Raw genomic sequence first — 19,653 nt, forward strand, 5'->3', positions numbered from 1 at the left:
ATGAGCAAAAGTAGGTATTTATATTCCGCAGATTACATGGCTGATCCTTCAGCTCATGTGTTTGAAAACAAAATTTATATTTATCCCTCTCACGACAGGGAGAGCGGTATTCCCGAAAATGATAACGGCGACCATTTCGATATGCAGGATTACCACGTGTTTTCTCTTGAAGATATCAATGCGGACATTGTTAACCATGGAAAGGTACTGGATGTGAAAGATATTCCTTGGGCTGGTCGTCAGCTTTGGGACTCTGATGTGACTGAGAAAGACGGAAAATACTATATGTATTTCTCCATGAAGGATAGAAACGATATTTTTAAACTCGGTGTTGCTGTGGCAAGCCATCCTTATGGACCATTTGTTCCGCAGGAGCATCCTATCAAAGGAAGTTACAGTATTGATCCATGTGCTTTTAAAGATACAGACGGTTCCTATTATTTATATTTTGGTGGTATATGGGGTGGACAACTTCAATTTTATCGGAATAATAAAATTATTTCGCCCAATGAATTGCCAACATCTGATGAACCCGCATTGTCTCCAAAGGTTGTCAAGCTGTCTGCTGATATGATGGAGTTTTCGGAACAACCAAGGGATCTTCTTATTTTAGATAAAGAGGGCAAACCATTAACGCATGGGGATACGGAAAAGCGATTTTTTGAAGCTTCCTGGATGCATAAATACCAAGGTAAGTATTATTTTTCCTATTCTACAGGCGACAGCCATTTGATTTGTTACGCCATAGGAGACAATCCATATGGACCATTTACCTATCAGGGTGTGATTCTATCGCCCGTAGTTGGCTGGACCACGCACCACAGCATTGTCGAATTCAAGGGTAAGTGGTACCTATTTTATCATGATTCGGTACCTTCTGGAGGAAAGACCTGGCTTAGAAGCATGAAAGTTATAGAGTTGAGCTATGATGAAAATGGTCATATTAAGCCGATTGATGGATTGTCTTCGTAATGATATATTTTAGTTCAAGATGAGATATATCATGCGTTTTCATTTCTATTTGGTGATCATACTGTGTTGTGTTTCCGCTGCTTTACGAGCTGAGGACGGTAGTCAGTTATGGCTGCGGTTTTCAAAACAGGAGAAACCAGTAGGCACCGTCCAGATTATAAAAGGAAAATCAACTGATGTTACATTGGCATTGGCAAAACAGGAACTGGAATATTACTGGAAGGGTGGGGATGTCATTTTAAAACTTGATCATAGCAGAAAGGATTTAAAAGATGGCTATCAAATAAGCCAACGCGAAAATCGGGTTTATGTGGTCGCCGGCCGATCAGCGGGTATATTATATGCTGTTTATCATTTATTGCGGCTTCAGAAGACAGGAGCAGGGATACCTCCTACAGGATTCATTGAAATACCGTCTTACGATATTAGGGTCTTGAATCATTGGGATAATTTGGATGGGACGATAGAACGTGGATATGCAGGGCATTCGCTATGGAACTGGGAGGAATTGCCGAATAAACTTTCACCCCGATATGAACAATATGGACGGGCCAATGCTTCGATTGGAATTAATGCTACCGTGTTGAATAACGTGAATGCTTCTTCGGATCTATTGAAGAAGGAGTATCTGATAAAAGTTAAAGCTCTGGCGGATGTCTTCCGTAAATATGGTATAAAAATATATGTGTCGATCAATTTCTCTGCGCCGAAAAATTTAGATGGCTTAGCTAACTCGGATCCCTTAAATAAGGATGTTCAGCACTGGTGGAGATCCAAGGTGAAGGAGATTTATGCGTTAATTCCGGATTTCGGCGGATTTTTGGTCAAAGCAAATTCTGAAGGACAGCCAGGCCCCCAAGATTATGGACGAACCCATGCGGACGGAGCCAATATGCTTGCCGATGCGCTCAGCCCCTATGGCGGTACCGTGTTTTGGCGTGCTTTTGTCTATCATCCGACTAAAGATGACCGTGCCAAACAAGCCTATCAAGAATTTGTTCCACTCGATGGTCAGTTTCGTGACAATGTTATTCTTCAAGTAAAAAATGGCCCGATAGATTTTCAACCCCGGGAACCTTTCAATCCTTTATTGGGGGCGATGCCAAACACAGCGAAGATGCTCGAATTTCAGTTGACACAAGAGTATCTGGGATTTTCCAACCATTTGGTTTATTTGGCACCTTTGTTTAAGGAAGTATTGGATAGTGAAACCTATGCCACTGGAAAGGGCGGAACGGTGGCAAAGCAGACCGACAGTAGTAGGCATTCGGGGCGTAAAACGGCAATCGCTGCAGTAGCTAATATTGGTTTGGATACCAATTGGACGGGGCACCACTTCGCGCAAGCCAACTGGTATGCTTTCGGCCGTTTGGCCTGGAACAATAGTCTGTCTTCAGCACAAATAGCTGATGAATGGATACGGTTGACGTTTACGGGAGCGCAGGAGTTTCTCGAGCCAGTCAAGAAGCTGATGTTGGAATCTCGGGAGGCAGCGGTCGATTATATGATGCCATTAGGTCTACATCACCTTTTTGCTTTTGAGCATCATTACGGTCCGGAACCTTGGGGCGATATTCCAGGGGGGCGTCCAGACTGGATGCCCTGGTACTACCATAATGCGGATAGCGTGGGATTGGGTTTTGACCGAACAGCCAAGGGAAGTAATGCAGTATCACAGTACAATCCACCATTGAACGAAATATATGGAAATAGAGCCACTTGTCCGGAAAATCTTTTATTGTGGTTTCATCATGTTTCCTGGAATCATCGAATGAATAGCGGAAATACGCTTTGGAGCGAATTATGTTTCCGTTATGATCACGGTGTCCAAAAAGTGAGAGCGTTTCAAAAAGTTTGGGATCGTATGGAAAGATATATTGATCGATCACGTTTTTCAGCTGTTCAAGCTAAACTTAGAATCCAAACTAGAGATGCAGTTTGGTGGAAAGATGCTTGTCTGCAGTACTTTAAGTGTTTTTCACGTCAGCCGATTCCTTACGAGTTGGAGCGGCCAATACATAATTTAGAGGAGCTAAAGAAGATCAAGTTGCCGATGGGGCATCATAATTAGCAACTTCAAGGTCTTATTCATAAATGGATTACTTCATCTGCTTATCCGACGTTTGTAACTCATCGGTGTCTCGCCTGTTAGTTTTTTAAATAGTCTATTAAAGTAAGATATATTTTCAAAGCCCAGTCTAAAACACAGTTGTTGAATATTGTCTTCATCAACTAACATCATTAGTTGTGCTTTTTCTATTTTCTTCTGGTTGATGTAATTCACTGGCGTGATATTTATATGCTTTTTAAAGAGTCGGATCAGGTGATCTTTGGAGATAAAAATTAGATTGGCGAGTTGTTCGATAGCAATCGGATGATGGATATTTTCGTCTATGTAATCGAGTACACGTAGAAGGCGTTTTTCGACTTGTGGTATCTTGTTGGTTGCTTCCGCAAGGAATCTGCTCATCAATAAATGAATGATCGCTTGGTTTTCGGAAGCTCTGGCGAAAGGTGAAGCCGTCTGCAGTGCCATGTTTTTCATTAACTCTGTTGAATTATCGTAGCCCTTTGGATCGTATATTTTTAATTCACGACCTGGATTTATAGCATATAGATGTTGGATAACTGTCTCCAATAGCTGATCCGATTTGATTTCCTTCGGAAAAGTGTAACGGTCGAAAATACTTGATCTTATTTCGGGGTTTTCATAAATATGGATATAATAGAGGGATAATTTATCGGAACAGTCATAGCTGTGATGGATATAGGCTGGGGTGAGATAGAGATGGCCAGGTCGGAGTTTAATGACCTCGTCATTTACAATAATAGCTGCTTCTCCTTCAGAGACATAGTGTATTCTGGCAAAAGGACTCTTAATATCTTTAAAATTCCAATCTGCCTGATGTTCCGCATAGCCAATATTCAATAGTGTAAAATCAAGTTTATTCTTTTCGTTATTTATCATTATGCGAAGCGGAAAATAATTAGATACAATATTAATCCCAGATACAATAATACTCGTTTTCTCTAAAAAAAAATAGCGTTTTTACGTACAATTATTGATAATGTTTCTTTTTGGCGCAATCGATGTATCGCTAGGAAATTAATTGTGTTTTTTAAACGGAGCATTTTGTGATGCTTAGTGGAGATGGGTCGATATCGTATTATTTTTTATCGCTAATGTAGTTTCTTTCTCCATGCTATATAATTATTTTTGGCTATATGATAATGCAAAGATTTTGAAATAGGAAACCTTCTGAATTCTGATATGATCTTTGGTATCACAATAACCCATAGCAGTTGCTGTTTAAATCTTGATACCATTTATAAATGAAAGCAATAAAAATTATTAAAGCGGGGAGTGTGGAAATCACGGATATACCACGCCCCACTGTTAAAGAGGGACATGTCCTGTTAAAAATTGATTATGTTGGATTCTGTGGTTCGGATCTGAATACTTTTAAGGGATTGAATCCATTGGTCAATTTACCGGTGATACCGGGGCATGAAATTGGGGCAACGGTGGCGGAATTGGGCGCTAATGTGGTGACTGATCTTACGATCGGTACAAAAGTTACCGTCAATCCATATTCCAATTGTGGTGTTTGTACGGCCTGTAAAAATAATAGGCCTAATGCCTGCCGTTACAATGAGACCATGGGGGTGCAGCGCGATGGTGCTATGGCGGAATATATTGTTGTACCGATTGAAAAGGTTATCGCTGGGGGACAACTATCATCCAAACAATTGGCTTTGGTGGAGCCTATGAGTGTGGGATTTCATGCTGTTGATCGAGCTTCGGTAACGGACAGCGACGTTGTATTGGTATTTGGATGCGGTATGATCGGGGTGGGGGCAATCATTCGGGCGGCATTACGAGGGGCCACAGTCATTGCAGTTGACGTCAGTGCTGAAAAGCTTGCTCTTGCAAGAAAACTCGGTGCAAAGTTTACAATTAACAGTGTTGAAGAAGATCTGCATGCGAAGTTGGCAATGTTGACCCAGGCCATGGGGGCTGATGTCGTGATCGAAGCCGTTGGCCGAAAAGAAACGTACTTAGCTGCTATTGCTGCAGCGGCCTATACGGGTAGAGTGCTATATATAGGCTATGCAAAAGATGCTATTCCCTTTGATACACAGTTTTTTGTCAAAAAGGAGCTCGATATCAGGGGGTCGCGCAACGCTACGTCAAAAGACTTTGTCGCAGTAATGAATTACCTGGAAATGAAGACCTGTCCATTGGAAGATCTGATAACAGCTATTTATCGGGCGGAAGATGCGCAATTCGCTTTAGAAGCCTGGTTAAATGATCCTGGACGAGTTTTTAGGCTATTGATTGCGTTTTAAAACGATGGCGGTGTGCTACATTTCCACATAATCTAACGCGTGTTTTTTGAAGTAATATATGTACATTTAGATGTTTAGCGTACAATTTAAATACCTAAAGGAAAAAATAAACTTCAATTGTAATGAACAGCAAAGTTTTAGCGTGTTTTTTCATCATGCTGTGTTCGAAAATGCTTCTAGGCAATTCGCAAGATTCGGTCCAATCGGGTTTCGTCGCCAAGATGGACCGATTTTTTAAAGAATCGGCAAAAAAGAGTGTCCAGGATTTGGAGATGGATCGTGCGGCCATCCGCCAGAATCGGGTACTGGAAGATGTTAAGTTATTGGCGAGTCAATCGCGCTCTTTCCTGCATAAAGGTTTCGATTCGTTGAGTGTGGACCAAGGGTTGAAAGAATTGGTCGCCTTACACGATATAGCTAAGGACGGTGTTTTTGAGAATAAAGGGTCGGCACAGTCTTCGCGCAATCTTACCGTAACATTTAATATTTTGAATGCTTTGTCCATTGAAGTAAGGAGCTTAAAACGTGACATAGACCGCTATCAGGATCGGCTCACAAACTATCAGCTGGAACTTGATTCATTAAGTAATGATCCTGCACTTTTTGTTATTTCCAAAGATTCTGCTAACCTTGCCCGTTATCTGGGCAGGATTCGGGTGATTGCTTTGGAGATCGCACCCATCACCTTGAAATTGGCAGAACGGATTAACGGTGTGCATGAATTACAAAATAAAATTAATTTAGAGCTAGCACGGCTGCAATCGGATATGGAGGAGGTATTATATTACCAGAACCGACTCTCAAACCGAACGATAGGCCGCAACTTTGTCAATATTTGGGTCCCTAGTAAGTTTGAACGACCCATGAATGAAATCCTTTACTTCTCATTCGTGAAAGCCAAATTGCTCTACTTCTATTATTTAAGGGCGCATCTTGGAAAGCTGTTTTTCTTTTTCTTGGGGACTTTGATTGTGGTCATCTATGTCCATGTCTTGCGTAGAAAGATCAACGATGAAAATGTGATTCAGGCAAGTCTGTTACTGCATAGACCGCTATTGAGCGGATTGACGATTGGATTGTGTGTTATGCAATTTATATTCCCGACGCCACCTTTTGTGTTCACGATCACAATTTTGACGATTGCGTCAATCTTTTTATCTCTTGTTTTTAGACCGGCAATAACGGGGTACTGATGAAGGTTTGGCTTTCCATTTTAACCCTTTTTATTTTTGCCGGATTGGATAACCTGGTGCTTCAACCTTCACGGTTGGAACGCTGGCTGATTCTTGTCATTGCCGCCCTTGCCTGCCTGGTGGGTCTGCTTGCGCTCTGTAATAAGAAACGTCGCGATGAGATAAAAGAACGTTGGATACTTTTTCCGATCGCATTTATGGTTTTCCTGGAATTTGCGTCCATTATACTGAATCTTTTCGGCCGTTTTAACCTCAGTAAAGTTCTTCTGGTAGCAGGGTTAACAAATGCTGTAGTCTTTATTTTGTTTTTGTGGGTGATTCGATTGGTCAATGAGGGATTGCAATTGGCTTCTTCGGTCTATCAGAAGCAGGAAAGAAGACTATTTTATATTAATTATAATAAGGTAGGCAAAAGAGCTCCAGCTTTTTTTTATGCGGTATTGATTGTTGGATGGTTTGTGCTCTTTGGCCGAAATTTCTACGAATTCAGATTCCTCGCAGACCCCTTGCGAGATTTTTTGGAAACCGGACACCGCTTGGGTAACTATCAGTTCTCCGTCAATAACCTCCTGGTATTTCTATTCATTATGGTCTGTGCAACGGTGCTTTCAAAGATTGTTTCCTATTTCGCAGCAGATTCCCAATGGGAGAAAAAGGAAGGGGCAGCTCAGAACAAATTTCGACTGGGAAGCTGGATTTTACTCGTTCGGATCACGATTATCGTGATTGGATTTTTTCTGGCCTTTTCGGCACTGGGGATCCCTGTTCAACAGATTGGTATTATCTTAGGGGCATTGGGGGTAGGAATAGGCTTTGGCCTGCAGACGCTGGTCAACAATCTGGTGAGTGGTTTGATTATTGCCTTTGAAAAGCCTGTGAATGTGGACGACCTAATTGAGATCGGTGGGCGATCGGGAAAAGTGAAATCGATAGGGTTTCGCAGCAGTGTCATTGCGACGGCCGAGGGCGCGGATCTGATTATGCCCAATGGGGACCTGCTCAATGCGCATGTGATGAACTGGAGTCAGGGTGGGGCAAAAAAACGTCTCTGCATTCGGCTTGAGGTAAAATATGGGGTAGATCTTGAAAGGGTAACTCAGTTGCTCAAAAAAATAATGGATGAGGACGAGCAGATTCTCTCTTCTGGGGGTACTGCTGTGCAGTTTGCACAGGTAACCTCACAGGCAGTGGTGGTCGAACTCTATTTTTGGGTCAGAATATCTAAAGACGGTGGTAGTGTCAAGAGCGGACTATTAACCAAGATTTATAACGCGTTTGCTGATGAAGGTGTCGATATGGCTTTGCCGATTCAACAGGTAATCCTCAATCAGACCAATAGCGAAACAAAAGTGAAACCCAATCATTAAAGTTGATCAGGAGATTATTTTACCATGGTATTGACTGATGGTCGAATCAGCACATTAGTTTACGAGAGTCAACTTTTGAAGAAATGGGGTAGAATGTCCTCCTTTGGGAACACAAAAATCACTTAAGGAAATAATAAAGTCGGGTTGTTCGTGGTTCATTTCATCGATAAAGCGTTGGGTACAACGGTTCCCATCCTGCATCAGATCGTAATGTAGATCGGTGATAACACCGAATTTTAAGTTCTGATGTCTAGCATCAACTTCTCGGTTGGAGCTGTGTCAAAGTCGGTACGCATTTTTGCAAGTTTTTAAGAATTGTTTTCGGTTTATCATGGCTTTTTATTTGATATTGATTTTGGACTTCGGACAAAACCAATGATTGTTGCACATATCGCACATATCAATGCAACAAAAAGAAATATATTGGCCGTGTTGCCTGTGTAATCTATCAGCTTACCAAACAAAGGTTCACCAACGGCCGCAAATACATACGCAAACATGTTCATCACGCCGATACCTGTTCCAACAAGTTTGGTTCCAAGCAGATCTGGGCTCAGGGTCCAGAAATTGGCTTGCGGACCATACACAAAGAATCCTGAGGTAAACATGAGTATGCCCATCAGGAGGTGATTGTGAACAGGTACCAAATAAATGAGAAGGGCAATAATGCAGCTGATCATCATACCCGCAGCGATCGATTTACTTCTGTTTTTGTTAAAGACGAGGTCTGAAATGTATCCGAAAGAAACAGCACCAAGGGCCATCCCAATGGGGATGAGTAAGGTTAACCACATATTGCCTGATGATTCTTTGTAGTTGTTCCCTAAAAAGTGGATCGGTACCCAAAAGATTAAGCCATACCGTGCCATACTTTGAAAACCAATGGCGAGCGAAGCGATCATAAAGTTGCGATGCTGAAATACATGCAGATAGGACTGCTTCCAGTTTTCTTGTTTTTCGGATGCTGCAACTTGTTCTGGTGTGTCTTCCGGTTCCGCGATTCCTTCTTTTTCGTCAGCAGGAGTATAGCCTTTTTTTTTAGGGTCGCTGTATGCGACAAAAAGAAAGACCAATAATGCGCCAGCGAGAAATAGGATAGGATAGCGAAATAGGGTGCGCCAGCTTTGTTCCTGTTGGACGAGTACCAAAGCCATCAGAAAGGTCAAAACGGAGGAGCTTCCGGCAGCCATGGTATAAAAGCCAAAAGCCTTGCCACGTTCGGAGCTGCTCCACCAATTGGAAATAAGCTTACCTCCTGAGCCCCATGCCATGGATTGGAAATAACCATTCAGCGTCCAAAGAACCAAAATAGCTGTATAAGAACCAGCGAAACTGATGACGAGATTACAGAGAATGGACAAGCCTCCTCCAGCGACAATCATAATTTTGGGACTCCATCGATCGGCTAGATTTCCATTGATGAGCTGGCCGATCGCATAGCCCATTAACATTGCAAAACTGATCCAGCCTACTTGCTGAAAACTGATGTCTAGCTCTTTGGCAATACCTCTTGCTGCCCATCCAAAATTGTGTCGACCTGTGTAAAAGAATAAGTAACAAAACATGGTTACAAACAACATTTTCCACTGATCTTTTCTAAATTTTCTTTCCATTAAAGCTGCTCCGTTGAGGGGTGGACGAATAAACCTGCTCGTATTGGTTTGTGCGTTAACGCATAGCTTATTGCATCATTGACTTCAGCAAGTGGGAATTCACGTTCGATCAATGATTCAAAGGGATACTTTTGCCAGTTTTCAATGATAAAGTCTACAGCGACAGAGAAATCGGTATAGTTGTAATTATGCAGTCCTTTGATCGTGAGCATCTTTCGAATTACTTTTTCGGCGTCTATCCCAGTAGCGCGCTGCTTAAACACGGCACCTACGAGAACAGCATTCCCATGGAGCCCCAACGTATCGATTCCAAGCTCCATCGCCTCTGGCGAGCCGCTCATGTCGATAAATCGGTCTATAACTGTAGCTTCTAATGCTGTGCTGGATGTGGTTTCACGTAGATCTATTGTAGCTGTCGCGCCAAATTTTTTAGCGAGTTCTAAACGTGCAGGATTAATGTCAGAAGCGATGATACTTTTAGCACCCATTTCCTTGCACATGGCAATGCTAACCAGTCCCAATAATCCAATGCCTGCAACATGAATGTTTTTTTTCGTAATGGTCTCTGCCAGGCGAAGGGCTCCTGCCGAAGTAGCAACAGCACAATTGATGGTGGCAGCTACTGCAGGAGAGATATCTTTTGGAAGTACTCGTATGCAGGTATTTGGCCGTAAGATGATATGGGTTGCCAATCCACCATGAAGGTCATCCATTTCGGTTATCTGACGGTGACCATATTTGTAGATCTTATCGTTTTTCTGCGGAATCTCCGGCTGATAATTGGCACTATTGGGATCACTGGAAAAAACAGTCCAGGTAATTAGGTCGCCAATCTGTAGCTGATTGCCTCGTGCATCAAGTCCGCTATGATCAGAAGAAATCGCTGCGATAACGCCCACAATCTCATGACCTAAAATCGTAGGACATGGTTCGTTTCGCAACCCACAATAGGTATGAAGATCACTACCACAAAGAGTGGTATAGCGTATGTTGACCAAAATTTCGCCATCTTTCAAAGGTGGAATAGGTTTGCTCACTTTAGCGAGCGCCGTATTAGCTTGATCAAAAACGTAATATGTTGCTAGTTGTTTCATTTTGCATAAAAATACATAAGTTATGCAATACTAAACAAAGTTTATTTATACTATATTTTCAAATGATTAAGTTTTTGTAAATAAGGTCAACGATTGATCAAAATTAATGAGATTCGTTTTAAGGTAAATTTTTTAATTAGCACGTGATTGTTTAGCTTTGATATTCCATTAGTCATTATTATTAATTTATTACCTAAAAATTGTGCAAAGCCAAACTATTATTACTTTACTTATTGTTGGAATAGTCATCAGTAAAACGCTGATAGGTGTACTGATCTACTTTTTAATCCGAAAGAACCGGTTGCTAAAGGTCGAACAGCTCAAATTAACGACTGCCAACAGTATCCTCAGTGAACAGGCAATTCGTATTCATCATTATAATGAGGAGTTAAAAATTGCTGAGAGTTTCAAGACTAAAGTCCTATCCATTGCATCGCATGATCTCAGGGCACCATTTGCATCGGTCGAAATTTTGCTGGCGATTGATGATATTTCTCTCGTTGATAAGGAGGATCTTAAACTCATTTTTTTAAATCTAAAAGGTCAGGTGGCCAGATCGCGGACGATGTTGGAAGAGGTTTTACTTTGGACAGAATCACAACTTCGAGATAAGCTTGAAAATACCGAGAACTGTAATATTCGCGATCAAATTGATGCGGTATTGGGAATCTATGCGCTAGAAATCCAACGTTTCAATATACAGATCATAAATTCGGTGAATCCGGATTTTTGCGCGGATACACATAAAGGAATTCTCGCTTTTGTGCTAAGAAATGTGATTAGCAACGCCATTAAATATGGACGAGTCGGCGGTAGCATCGTGCTGCAATTGATCGATGACCAAAGGGATCGATGGGAGCTTATCGTTAGCAATGATGGGGAAGAACTTTCATCGGAAGTCCTCCACAATTTAAATTTTGTTAATAGCTGGGACCGTAAAAGATCTGAAAACAAAAATGGTGCAGGGTTGGGTATCTCCCTCTGTAAGGATTTGATCAAACGGATTGATGGAAAAATGCAGTTCGAGAATCAGCATGGTATAGGCGTTTCTGTTCGGATCTCGTTTCCGCGGAAGGCTTATCAGGCTGTCTCTTGATAACAATCAATCTACTATAAAAGCCCGATATAGATCGGGCTTTTTTTATGAAGAATTAAATGACAAACTTAGTTTTTTATGAAAGATCAGTTGGTATGAAAGATCCGTAAACCAATCATTATGCGGCTTTTCCCGACGAAAAACACCTCAAAGGTCTTGAAAAAGTTTTACTTTTTGAGAGCTTCTAGCATAAAAAGTCCTTCAGTTTCGAAAGGGAGTTCAAGAATACGATTTTGGGCATCCATATCGACTTTAATAGAACCAAATCCAACTGCTTCCAATAGTTCGATGTCTTTGGCAGGACGCTGATGTGCACTGATGTCTAATGCCGATTTGATGTCATTGATCTGATCGATAGCGCCCAATGGACATTCATCGTGCCTTTCGGTACTAAAGACCGTTTTCCCAAAATCGGCATCTAGGTTGATCATTCTTCCGCCTGGCTTGAGCACACGTTCCATCTCGCGGTAGCATTTTTCGAGATCGGGGATGGTCCACGTCATCAACCTAGTGAAGACGAAGTCAAAGGTGTTGGCTTCAAACTGTAGTACTTGCGCATCCATGACCCGATAGTCTACGCGAAGTTCTAGTTCTTGGCTGACGAGTTTTGCATATTCAATCATCTGCGGGGAGAGGTCAACGGCAGTAACCTCAAAACCCGCAAGGGTCATAATGTTGGCGAAATATCCCGTAGCAGTACCGACTTCAAGTACTTTATTGCCCCAAGCCTGGCTACGGACGGACTTGAAAAACGCTAGCCAGCGTTCGGTCTCCGGCCTGGACCAAGCTTCATCCCTTTCCTTGCGCCAGGAGCTACTACGGTCATTCCAATATGCTGTTATTCTTTTAATCATTGCAATAGTGTTAACAGGTACAAATTTATCCATTTTATCAGCAACAATTGCTGGAATTTATGTCATATCTCTGACCAGCTTATTTTGGATTTTTATTCTGCTTGCCTCAGCTGCGGACATAAATATCACCCAGCCAATCCACAAACGTAATATTAAAAAATAAGCAATACCTATTGAATGTTGCACGACGACGTGGGTGAATTTGCCCAGGAAAACAAATTTTAGCTGTTTTTTGATTGTATTTGTTCATCAATCGTCCGGTTGTATCGATCATAAATAACTTTTTCAGGTTCAAAATTTGGATTAGGTTTCCAATATTCTTCGATCTGAATCGTATTTTCCTTTAAGATGGTCTTTGATCTCAGTAGTGTACCTTTTCCATGGACTTCGTTTATGTCAACAGGGTTGATGGAGGAAAAATGTTTTTCTAGCATTTTCGGGATTTCGCGAAAATTGATGCAATTTTCGTAAATAACGACCTTTTTACTTGTTTTAATCAAGGGTAGGAGAACTTTCGCTAACCATCCTGGCTTTTCTGACGCGATTTGAATTGCCGGTTGTGTCAGATAAAAGCTGAACTGCGCCTGGTCGTCGCTGTGGTAGTTGCTGTAGATAATGGTCTCGATAATTTCCCAGGAGATAAATTGGGTTGTTTTTAGCAAGGGGATTTGATAGGATATGCCTTTATGATCGGATGTTACACTTTCCTGTTGGGCAATCTGTCGTGTTATGGTTTTCTCGGATACTCGAAATCCAAGGGTCATACCGTACAGGATAATACCGGGGAATAGTATGAAAAGTACAGAAACGACATAAGCCCCCACAATTTTGCTGCCATGAACCATCATCAATATTGTCAAAGCTATTCCGATACAGATAAACAGCCCAAGTAATAATTTAATGACTAAAAGAGGATTAAACTTCATTTGTTCAAAGCGCGTGATTTTTAGCTAAATGTACTAAAACTTCTTGATGTTTTAGAAAACATTTGAGCGTTTTGAAAAGAGGCAGTTCGTTGCTGGTATGTCAATAATTAGTATATTTGCTGCACTAGCGATACATGAAAGCGAAACAATTGATATGGATTCTACTGCCGCTGATGCTCCTGCAGAGCTTCTCGTCGGTATGGCTATGGACTGTTTTTGAATTTAACAGAGATTATATTGCTAAGAATGAGTGTATCAATCGATTCAATGAAAAGGCACTTTCCTGTAGAGGACAATGTATCTTGATGAAGAAAATGCGTGAACATGAGGAGAAGGAACAAAAGAACCTGGAATCTCGTATAATCGACGTTGTATTTATCAATAATCAGCAATGTTTTAACCTTGATATCACTTTTTTTGAAGAAGCGGCTGCGGAGACCTTACTTCCGGCATATCAGGTAAACTATAGCTATAGACCAATCTTTACTATTTTTCATCCACCTTTGGTTTAAGTCATTTTGCTTTTCGTACGGGCTGTCGGCATATTGACTGATGGCAGGTACTGTCTATTTTCAAAAGATTTAAATCAATACATATGAATTTATATTCCCGCGTAGGGACTGTCGGGGGCGTGATCTTACTGCTACTCGCGTTTTCAGTTGCTTTTTCAACTTCATCCTGTACTGCCGATCATTCAAAAAAGAACGGTAAGAAAGCTACGGATTTTATCCTGCCTAAGGAATCCGATCTGGTCCGTGTAGCGGATACTGTTTGGGATGTTACCAATTATACCATATATGCGGATGCCAAACTCAACAATAAATACCATACCATTTATCTGCGTTTAAGAGATACCTCGGGAATTCCGATCAATGACAAATCCCTTGATTTCTATCCAGAAATGAGTATGGGACGTATGAAGCATGGAGGCCCCTTTGAGCATCCCGTCGCGCTCGGCGAAGGCTGGTATAGCAGCCCAATGGTTTTTATTATGGCGGATATCCCGCAGATGGGGAAGGGCTGGCAATTACATACGATACGCAGTCACAATCGCATAAAAGATACACTTGCCATCAAGATTCCGGTTACTGCAGCAGCAACCATGCGAACAATGAGCTCTGGAACCAGAGACGATAGCCGCGTATTTATTTCCTGCCTATTGCCTGATAGCGTAAAGCAGGGAAGGCATCCCATCCGATTTTTAATGAATAAAATGGATGGTCATCATTTTCCGGTATTAGATCATTATGTCATTAAACTAAAGACCAATAGGCCTACTACGGAAACGGGGTCTTCGGAAAATTTTGCTGCTGAAAGTACAGGTAATGGTTACTATGAAGGCACTGTTAATTTTTCTATGCCTGGTCGTTGGGAAGTCATTGTCGAACTATGGAAAGCGGGCAAAAAATCAAATCAGGATGATATAAAATATCTAGTGCAGGTCACTTAATACAAACAGAATTTATTTTACCAATATACTTAAACAATAAAAATGAAAAAGAGAATCAACGTAATCCTAGGCTGTTTCGGTTTTGTAGCTATACTGGCGTGTAGCGGAAATGAGGCGACAAAAGTCAAGAAGGAAAATAGTGCCCAGCAACCTTCCGCAGTTGAGTCTGGGACCATGCTCGATTATAAAACCGAGGGGCCCAAAGGGGTGGGAACTATTTCTTCCTTCGAACACAAACCTTTTGATGCGCGGCTTGCAAATAGGGGCGTAGAACTATTTGTGTCGAAATGTGCAATGTGCCATAGTTTTGATCGTACATTGGTAGGTCCATCGTTGGACGCTGTCATCAAACGTCGTACCCCGGAGTGGATTATGAACATGATGCTAGATCCGGCAACCATGCTGGAGAAAGATGCCGACGCGAAAGCACTGAGTAAGGAGTATGGGTCGCCAATGATTAGCTTGGGCTTGAAGCAAGAAGAGGCACGTGCCATTTTAGAATATTTGCGCGAACGTAATAGCACTACAAAATAGATCGGATCAATGAAGTCTCAATACTGTAGATGGTGGTTTTGCATGACAATGGCTTGGGCAATATGTGTGCAGGCAACCAATCTGTTGTGGGCATTTATTGAATTTGAGTGCAATCGTACCTATATCGAGCAAAACCTCTGTGTCAATCGTTTTGAACCGGCAGTGAGCTGTAAAGGCTTCTGTTTCCTTAGCGAAAAGACGGTTGAACAAAAGGATGTGAACAATGTGCTCGCCAAAATGAAGGGGATGGAAATATTGGTCTTTGTGCAGTATGTGAAGGGAGTCTTGCTGTACTCTCCAATAGTACCTGATGTGAAAACTGTCTATCCGAAAGACTTTGTCTCCGATACCTTCGGAGGTATACTGCCTGAAGTTTTTAGACCGCCAATCATTTGATTATTCCACAAATATTTTTTCACAGAATAATCATAAAGAAATGGTAATACGAAAAGAGAAACTAGATTTTCTAAAATTAGAAGATATTGATTCCACTTCGCAGGGAATCGTTATTATGCCTATAGCAGCTTTTTTACAAGCTAAAGCAAATCAAAATACGCTCCACCTAAGGTCTTTTTATACCCTTTTGCTTATCAATAGTGGTGAACTGTCTATGGTAGCGGATCAGAGCGTACAGATTATAGCTGCCCATGATATAATCAGCATAAATTCAAATTGTGTGTGTAGTTTTCATGCAGGTTCGTCTGTAGAAGGATACAGTGTCTTATTTACAGCATCCTTTCTCATGGAAAGTCAGAACACTGCTGTAAGAAACTTCTTTCATTTTTTAAGGAGTAGATGTAAACACGCTTTTGTGCTATCGAAAGAAGATATCATCAGTTGTCTACATATAGTAAGTTTGATGGAAACAGCTTATAATTCAGTTAAATTGAGTGCTCACGGTGTATTGAGCCGCTACTTAACCATGCTGCTCCAGATTTTGGGAAGGCAAATCGTGGTCGATCATGTGGCTGCAAAGCAGGAGGAAGATGACGATAAAATCCGGAGTTTCGAATCTTTGGTTGATAGTCATTATGCGCAGCAGCGTTATCCGTCATTTTACGCAGAGCAATTGAATATATCGATCAACTATCTTAATCGGATTTGTCGAAAAAACAGATCGACGAGCTGCGGCACTATTATCCGCGGACGGATACTATTGGAGGCCGAGCGATTGCTTTATCATACCTTTAAAACGGTAAAAGAAATTGCCTTTGAACTCGGTTTTGAAAATGTACCATATTTCAGTACTTTTTTTAAAGCAAATAAAGGAATGAGTCCTGAAGAGTTTAGGAAAAATTGTTGATGTAAATATGATTAAAAGCCTTTTTCATGTAGTTGAAAAAGGCTTTACTTTTCAAAAAAAATGTCCTGTAGCCTACGCAACCTTATTTTTTCTTTTCCGATTTTTCCTTACCATCAACAGGTAAATCCAATATAGCCATTAGTAATAGATAATAACCTTTTTCCAATCCCATTTTTTGTGCTTTTTGGTGTATCGTATCCATATCTTTAGTCAATTGTTGTTTAAATTTTATTTTGCTATTTGTGTAAACAGAATCAAATGCTGTACCCAAAACTTTCCCGAGGCTCGCTAACCGTATTTTTAGGGCATAAATAACGTAGAGCGTTCATTATTTGACAAAAAAATACGGACTGCTCAGGTATTTAATACAGTGAAAATATCAGATGAATCGGCAATGAGAAGTAAAAAGTACATGAACGTCTTTGCTGTAAAACATTTTCTATGCCAGCATTGTCATACTTACGATTAATAATAAAAACAGGTATTATGAAAAAGATAATTCCATTTGCGCTCATGTCGAGTTTATTGATGCTCGTGTCGAGTTGTGCAGCAATTGAAGGTATATTTAAAGCAGGCGTATGGTCGGGCATCCTATTGGTTGTTGTCGTAGTCGCAATTGTCATTTGGTTGATCAGCAAGTTGTTTGGTGGATCAAAATGATTTTATGAACGGGATTTTCGCTATTTTGGGACTTATTGTATTTAGGCACTTATTGTTTTTCGATGAGATATTTCCAGTAACGTTTGGGAACATGTCTTAAATGAAGCTTCAGGTTTTTGCGTGATTCAATAGAGGTACTTTTAAAATAAGTCTTCCAGAGATGCTGATAATCTTTTTCTTGAGGATCGAGATCCACTTCTAGCTGATATGGATCTTGAACCTCGTCTTTATTGTTGTTGTATACCTCCAAGATATTTTTGCCATCATAATGGAAGCCATAGTTTCGCCGTATATCATAAATTAACCAGCACTGGTCGGCGAATCGGTTTTTAAAGAAGTCTACAACCAGGGGAATCACATTGAAATCGGGTTCAACGATGGCTGTGTAGAGATTATCGTTAGACTTGACAAATCGGATAAAAGCTTTCATGCGGTGTCGTTCGCGGCTGATCTTTTTGACTGTCTGATGGATACGGAGTATGGGTGGGTATCCATAATTGCGTATATCTAATTTTCCCCTTCGAAAAAGTTCAACAATCAATTGAAATCCATTGAGCCATTCAGATTGATTATCGGACAAAAAATTATGATAAAAGATTTTTGTTTCTTGTGCTCCAAGTATTTTTTCCATTCCCACTAAAATGCGCATGGCTTTTTTAACCTCAGTATGAACCTGTCGCTTTTCCGAAAAAATACTAATTGCCATAGACTTTTCTGTTGTGGGAATGCTATCAAATTCTTTCCGTTCAAAAGCTTCAAATACACAACAGAGGTAACCGGAATAACTTCCGTCAAAAATATAGTCCATTAGAAAAGTGTTAGCTGTGTATTGGAAGCCTTGGCTTGTGTACGAGGATTACTTTCAAGAATAGACTTTCTGATGTTTTCGGGATAGTGGAAGCCTCCAGCGATGAGTGTATCCTGGCAAACCATAAAATATTTGGCGCGATTATAGGCAATTCCCATTTTTCGAAGTTGATATTCCTTTAATTTTCCATATTTGCGCGACTGTACAATTTTGTTGGCAGATTGCCTGCCAATACCCGGGATTCGGATAATCCACTCATAAGTAGCGCTGTTGATGTCAATAGGAAAGAATTGCGGGTTGCGTAGCGCCCAAGCAAGCTTAGGGTCTATTTCTAGATCGAGATGTTGATGCGTGCTGTTGAGTATTTCATGAAGCGAAAAACCATAAAATCGAAGTAGCCAATCTGTCTGATAAAGTCTGTTTTCACGTACAAGAGGCGGTGTTGTTCCAATTTGGGGAAGGTTGGAATCGGTCGCGTTGATGGGAATATAACCCGAATAATACACCCGTTTGAGATTGTAATCTTTATAGAATGTATTGGCCGCCTGCATAATCTGTAGGTCGCTCTCTGGAGTTGCTCCAATAACCAGCTGCGTACTTTGGCCTGCTGGTACAAATAAGGGTGCTTTCTTGTCTTTTTTTCGATCCTGACGAAGATTGAGAATTTCATTTTTAATAATCCCCAGAGGCTCGCGAACGGACTGATGATCCTTTTCCGGAGCAACAAGTTTGAGTCCCTCCTCAGTAGGAATTTCGAGGTTTACACTCATTCGGTCAACATATAAACCTGCTTCTTTTAATAATGATTCACTTGCTCCGGGGATGGCTTTGAGGTGGATATAACCATTAAAACGTTCTTCCGTCCGAAGTTTCTTGACAACTAACATTAAGCGTTCCATGGTGTAGTCTGCAGATTTGAAAATACCCGAACTTAAAAAAAGACCTTCGATGTAATTTCGACGGTAGAAATTCATGGTCAATTCGACAACTTCCTTCACCGAAAATGCTGCGCGTTGCACGTCGTTGCTACGTCGGCTAACACAAAAGGAACAGTCGTAGATGCAGTAATTGGTCATTAAAATTTTTAGTAGAGAGACGCAACGGCCATCTTCGGTGTAGGTATGACAAATGCCACTAGCCGATGAATCGCCTATTCCACCACTATTTTTTCGTTTACTTCCACTTGAACTGCAACTTACGTCGTATTTAGCGGCATCAGCTAATATTTGCAATTTATCATCAAAACCAAACATGATATGTTCTCCAGTAATTTGCTGTAAAATTACTAATATTATTAGTAATAAATACCCGTAAAATTACTTGATTTGCCTTTTTTAGATTCGTACTATTCATCTTCAACTGCGGGAGGATGCCCAAATTTGCTAAAAAAATAAACGATTTGTGACGGGATTTTGTTCATGAATAAACTACAT

The 19,653-nt window shown here is 40.9% G+C and carries 19 protein-coding genes; 12 read left to right on the forward strand and 7 right to left on the reverse strand.

Annotated elements, in window-relative coordinates; translation table 11 throughout:
• Both BGP15_RS25815 and BGP15_RS25820 read left to right on the forward strand, forming a co-directional pair.
• Complete coding sequence (locus BGP15_RS25815; protein ID WP_286771126.1) at window positions 1-972, forward strand: glycoside hydrolase family 43 protein; 972 nt, start codon at window positions 1-3, stop codon at window positions 970-972.
• Between the two features lie 19 nt (window positions 973-991).
• A complete protein-coding gene (locus BGP15_RS25820; protein WP_286771127.1) occupies window positions 992-3,043 on the forward strand; it encodes an alpha-glucuronidase in 2,052 nt (683 codons plus the stop codon).
• 33 nt (window positions 3,044-3,076) lie between these two features.
• On the opposite strand, the gene BGP15_RS25825 is transcribed toward BGP15_RS25820, so the two are convergent.
• The gene (locus tag BGP15_RS25825) at window positions 3,077-3,940 is read right to left on the reverse strand and encodes a helix-turn-helix transcriptional regulator (protein WP_286753598.1); all 864 of its coding nucleotides are present in this window, start codon (window positions 3,938-3,940) and stop codon (window positions 3,077-3,079) included.
• A gap of 365 nt (window positions 3,941-4,305) precedes the next feature.
• Between BGP15_RS25825 and BGP15_RS25830 the strand changes: the two genes are divergently transcribed.
• The 3 genes from BGP15_RS25830 to BGP15_RS25840 all read left to right on the forward strand — a co-directional run bounded on the left by BGP15_RS25830 (window position 4,306) and on the right by BGP15_RS25840 (window position 7,882).
• Window positions 4,306-5,322, forward strand: coding sequence for a zinc-binding alcohol dehydrogenase family protein (locus BGP15_RS25830; protein WP_286771128.1), 1,017 nt, complete (start codon window positions 4,306-4,308; stop codon window positions 5,320-5,322).
• A 122-nt stretch (window positions 5,323-5,444) separates the two neighbouring features.
• A complete protein-coding gene (locus tag BGP15_RS25835; protein ID WP_286771129.1) occupies window positions 5,445-6,515 on the forward strand; it encodes a hypothetical protein in 1,071 nt (356 codons plus the stop codon).
• Window positions 6,515-7,882, forward strand: coding sequence for a mechanosensitive ion channel family protein (locus BGP15_RS25840; protein ID WP_286771130.1), 1,368 nt, complete (start codon window positions 6,515-6,517; stop codon window positions 7,880-7,882). The genes BGP15_RS25835 and BGP15_RS25840 overlap by 1 nt, the downstream gene beginning before the upstream one ends.
• Window positions 7,883-8,211: 329 nt before the next feature.
• On the opposite strand, the gene BGP15_RS25845 is transcribed toward BGP15_RS25840, so the two are convergent.
• Together BGP15_RS25845 and BGP15_RS25850 are read right to left on the reverse strand one after the other, a co-directional pair.
• Window positions 8,212-9,495 (reverse strand): MFS transporter, encoded by a 1,284-nt coding sequence (locus BGP15_RS25845; RefSeq protein WP_286771131.1) that lies wholly within the window; start codon window positions 9,493-9,495, stop codon window positions 8,212-8,214.
• Window positions 9,495-10,589, reverse strand: a complete 1,095-nt coding sequence (locus BGP15_RS25850) for a zinc-binding dehydrogenase (RefSeq protein WP_159333143.1) — start codon at window positions 10,587-10,589, stop codon at window positions 9,495-9,497. Before BGP15_RS25850 ends, BGP15_RS25845 begins: the two co-directional genes overlap by 1 nt.
• Before the next feature lie 202 nt (window positions 10,590-10,791).
• On the opposite strand from BGP15_RS25850, the gene BGP15_RS25855 reads away from it, so the two are divergent.
• The gene (locus BGP15_RS25855; RefSeq protein WP_286771132.1) at window positions 10,792-11,685 is read left to right on the forward strand and encodes a sensor histidine kinase; all 894 of its coding nucleotides are present in this window, start codon (window positions 10,792-10,794) and stop codon (window positions 11,683-11,685) included.
• A gap of 167 nt (window positions 11,686-11,852) precedes the next feature.
• Here the strand turns inward: BGP15_RS25855 and BGP15_RS25860 are convergent, their stop codons facing one another.
• Together BGP15_RS25860 and BGP15_RS25865 are read right to left on the reverse strand one after the other, a co-directional pair.
• Window positions 11,853-12,539: a class I SAM-dependent methyltransferase gene (locus tag BGP15_RS25860; protein ID WP_286771133.1), complete on the reverse strand. Its 687-nt coding sequence runs from the start codon at window positions 12,537-12,539 to the stop codon at window positions 11,853-11,855.
• Window positions 12,540-12,760: 221 nt separating this feature from the next.
• Entirely contained in the window at window positions 12,761-13,465 is a 705-nt protein-coding gene (locus tag BGP15_RS25865) for a hypothetical protein (protein ID WP_286771134.1), read from the reverse strand.
• A gap of 134 nt (window positions 13,466-13,599) precedes the next feature.
• Here BGP15_RS25865 and BGP15_RS25870 point away from each other — a divergent pair, with 134 nt between their 5' ends.
• The 6 genes from BGP15_RS25870 (at window position 13,600) to BGP15_RS25895 (ending at window position 17,412) form a co-directional block, all read left to right on the forward strand.
• Complete coding sequence (locus BGP15_RS25870) at window positions 13,600-13,977, forward strand: hypothetical protein (RefSeq protein WP_286771135.1); 378 nt, start codon at window positions 13,600-13,602, stop codon at window positions 13,975-13,977.
• An 83-nt stretch (window positions 13,978-14,060) separates the two neighbouring features.
• Entirely contained in the window at window positions 14,061-14,915 is an 855-nt protein-coding gene (locus BGP15_RS25875; RefSeq protein ID WP_286771136.1) for a FixH family protein, read from the forward strand.
• A gap of 42 nt (window positions 14,916-14,957) precedes the next feature.
• A complete protein-coding gene (locus tag BGP15_RS25880; RefSeq protein WP_286771137.1) occupies window positions 14,958-15,449 on the forward strand; it encodes a c-type cytochrome in 492 nt (163 codons plus the stop codon).
• 9 nt (window positions 15,450-15,458) lie between these two features.
• Entirely contained in the window at window positions 15,459-15,845 is a 387-nt protein-coding gene (locus BGP15_RS25885) for a hypothetical protein (protein WP_286771138.1), read from the forward strand.
• Window positions 15,846-15,885: 40 nt separating this feature from the next.
• A complete protein-coding gene (locus tag BGP15_RS25890; RefSeq protein ID WP_286753606.1) occupies window positions 15,886-16,752 on the forward strand; it encodes an AraC family transcriptional regulator in 867 nt (288 codons plus the stop codon).
• Between the two features lie 486 nt (window positions 16,753-17,238).
• Window positions 17,239-17,412: a hypothetical protein gene (locus BGP15_RS25895; protein ID WP_167450493.1), complete on the forward strand. Its 174-nt coding sequence runs from the start codon at window positions 17,239-17,241 to the stop codon at window positions 17,410-17,412.
• A 49-nt stretch (window positions 17,413-17,461) separates the two neighbouring features.
• On the opposite strand, the gene BGP15_RS25900 is transcribed toward BGP15_RS25895, so the two are convergent.
• Both BGP15_RS25900 and BGP15_RS25905 read right to left on the reverse strand, forming a co-directional pair.
• Window positions 17,462-18,220 (reverse strand): TIGR03915 family putative DNA repair protein, encoded by a 759-nt coding sequence (locus BGP15_RS25900; RefSeq protein ID WP_286771139.1) that lies wholly within the window; start codon window positions 18,218-18,220, stop codon window positions 17,462-17,464.
• Window positions 18,220-19,473 (reverse strand): putative DNA modification/repair radical SAM protein, encoded by a 1,254-nt coding sequence (locus BGP15_RS25905; protein WP_070568095.1) that lies wholly within the window; start codon window positions 19,471-19,473, stop codon window positions 18,220-18,222. The genes BGP15_RS25900 and BGP15_RS25905 overlap by 1 nt, the downstream gene beginning before the upstream one ends.
• Window positions 19,474-19,653 lie beyond the last annotated feature (180 nt).

Source organism: Sphingobacterium sp. 40-24 (genome assembly GCF_001899705.1).
Lineage (GTDB): Bacteria > Bacteroidota > Bacteroidia > Sphingobacteriales > Sphingobacteriaceae > Sphingobacterium > Sphingobacterium multivorum.

Excerpts from the sequence above, each read along its gene's own strand:
- BGP15_RS25815 (WP_286771126.1), top strand. The coding sequence starts at position 1 with ATGAGCAAAAGTAGGTATTTATATTCCGCAGATTACATGGCTGATCCT.
- BGP15_RS25820 (WP_286771127.1), top strand. The coding sequence starts at position 992 with ATGAGATATATCATGCGTTTTCATTTCTATTTGGTGATCATACTGTGT.
- BGP15_RS25825 (WP_286753598.1), bottom strand. The coding sequence starts at position 3,940 with ATGATAAATAACGAAAAGAATAAACTTGATTTTACACTATTGAATATT.
- BGP15_RS25830 (WP_286771128.1), top strand. The coding sequence starts at position 4,306 with ATGAAAGCAATAAAAATTATTAAAGCGGGGAGTGTGGAAATCACGGAT.
- BGP15_RS25835 (WP_286771129.1), top strand. The coding sequence starts at position 5,445 with ATGAACAGCAAAGTTTTAGCGTGTTTTTTCATCATGCTGTGTTCGAAA.
- BGP15_RS25840 (WP_286771130.1), top strand. The coding sequence starts at position 6,515 with ATGAAGGTTTGGCTTTCCATTTTAACCCTTTTTATTTTTGCCGGATTG.
- BGP15_RS25845 (WP_286771131.1), bottom strand. The coding sequence starts at position 9,495 with ATGGAAAGAAAATTTAGAAAAGATCAGTGGAAAATGTTGTTTGTAACC.
- BGP15_RS25850 (WP_159333143.1), bottom strand. The coding sequence starts at position 10,589 with ATGAAACAACTAGCAACATATTACGTTTTTGATCAAGCTAATACGGCG.
- BGP15_RS25860 (WP_286771133.1), bottom strand. The coding sequence starts at position 12,539 with ATGATTAAAAGAATAACAGCATATTGGAATGACCGTAGTAGCTCCTGG.
- BGP15_RS25865 (WP_286771134.1), bottom strand. The coding sequence starts at position 13,465 with ATGAAGTTTAATCCTCTTTTAGTCATTAAATTATTACTTGGGCTGTTT.
- BGP15_RS25870 (WP_286771135.1), top strand. The coding sequence starts at position 13,600 with ATGAAAGCGAAACAATTGATATGGATTCTACTGCCGCTGATGCTCCTG.
- BGP15_RS25875 (WP_286771136.1), top strand. The coding sequence starts at position 14,061 with ATGAATTTATATTCCCGCGTAGGGACTGTCGGGGGCGTGATCTTACTG.
- BGP15_RS25880 (WP_286771137.1), top strand. The coding sequence starts at position 14,958 with ATGAAAAAGAGAATCAACGTAATCCTAGGCTGTTTCGGTTTTGTAGCT.
- BGP15_RS25885 (WP_286771138.1), top strand. The coding sequence starts at position 15,459 with ATGAAGTCTCAATACTGTAGATGGTGGTTTTGCATGACAATGGCTTGG.
- BGP15_RS25890 (WP_286753606.1), top strand. The coding sequence starts at position 15,886 with ATGGTAATACGAAAAGAGAAACTAGATTTTCTAAAATTAGAAGATATT.
- BGP15_RS25895 (WP_167450493.1), top strand. The coding sequence starts at position 17,239 with ATGAAAAAGATAATTCCATTTGCGCTCATGTCGAGTTTATTGATGCTC.
- BGP15_RS25900 (WP_286771139.1), bottom strand. The coding sequence starts at position 18,220 with ATGGACTATATTTTTGACGGAAGTTATTCCGGTTACCTCTGTTGTGTA.
- BGP15_RS25905 (WP_070568095.1), bottom strand. The coding sequence starts at position 19,473 with ATGTTTGGTTTTGATGATAAATTGCAAATATTAGCTGATGCCGCTAAA.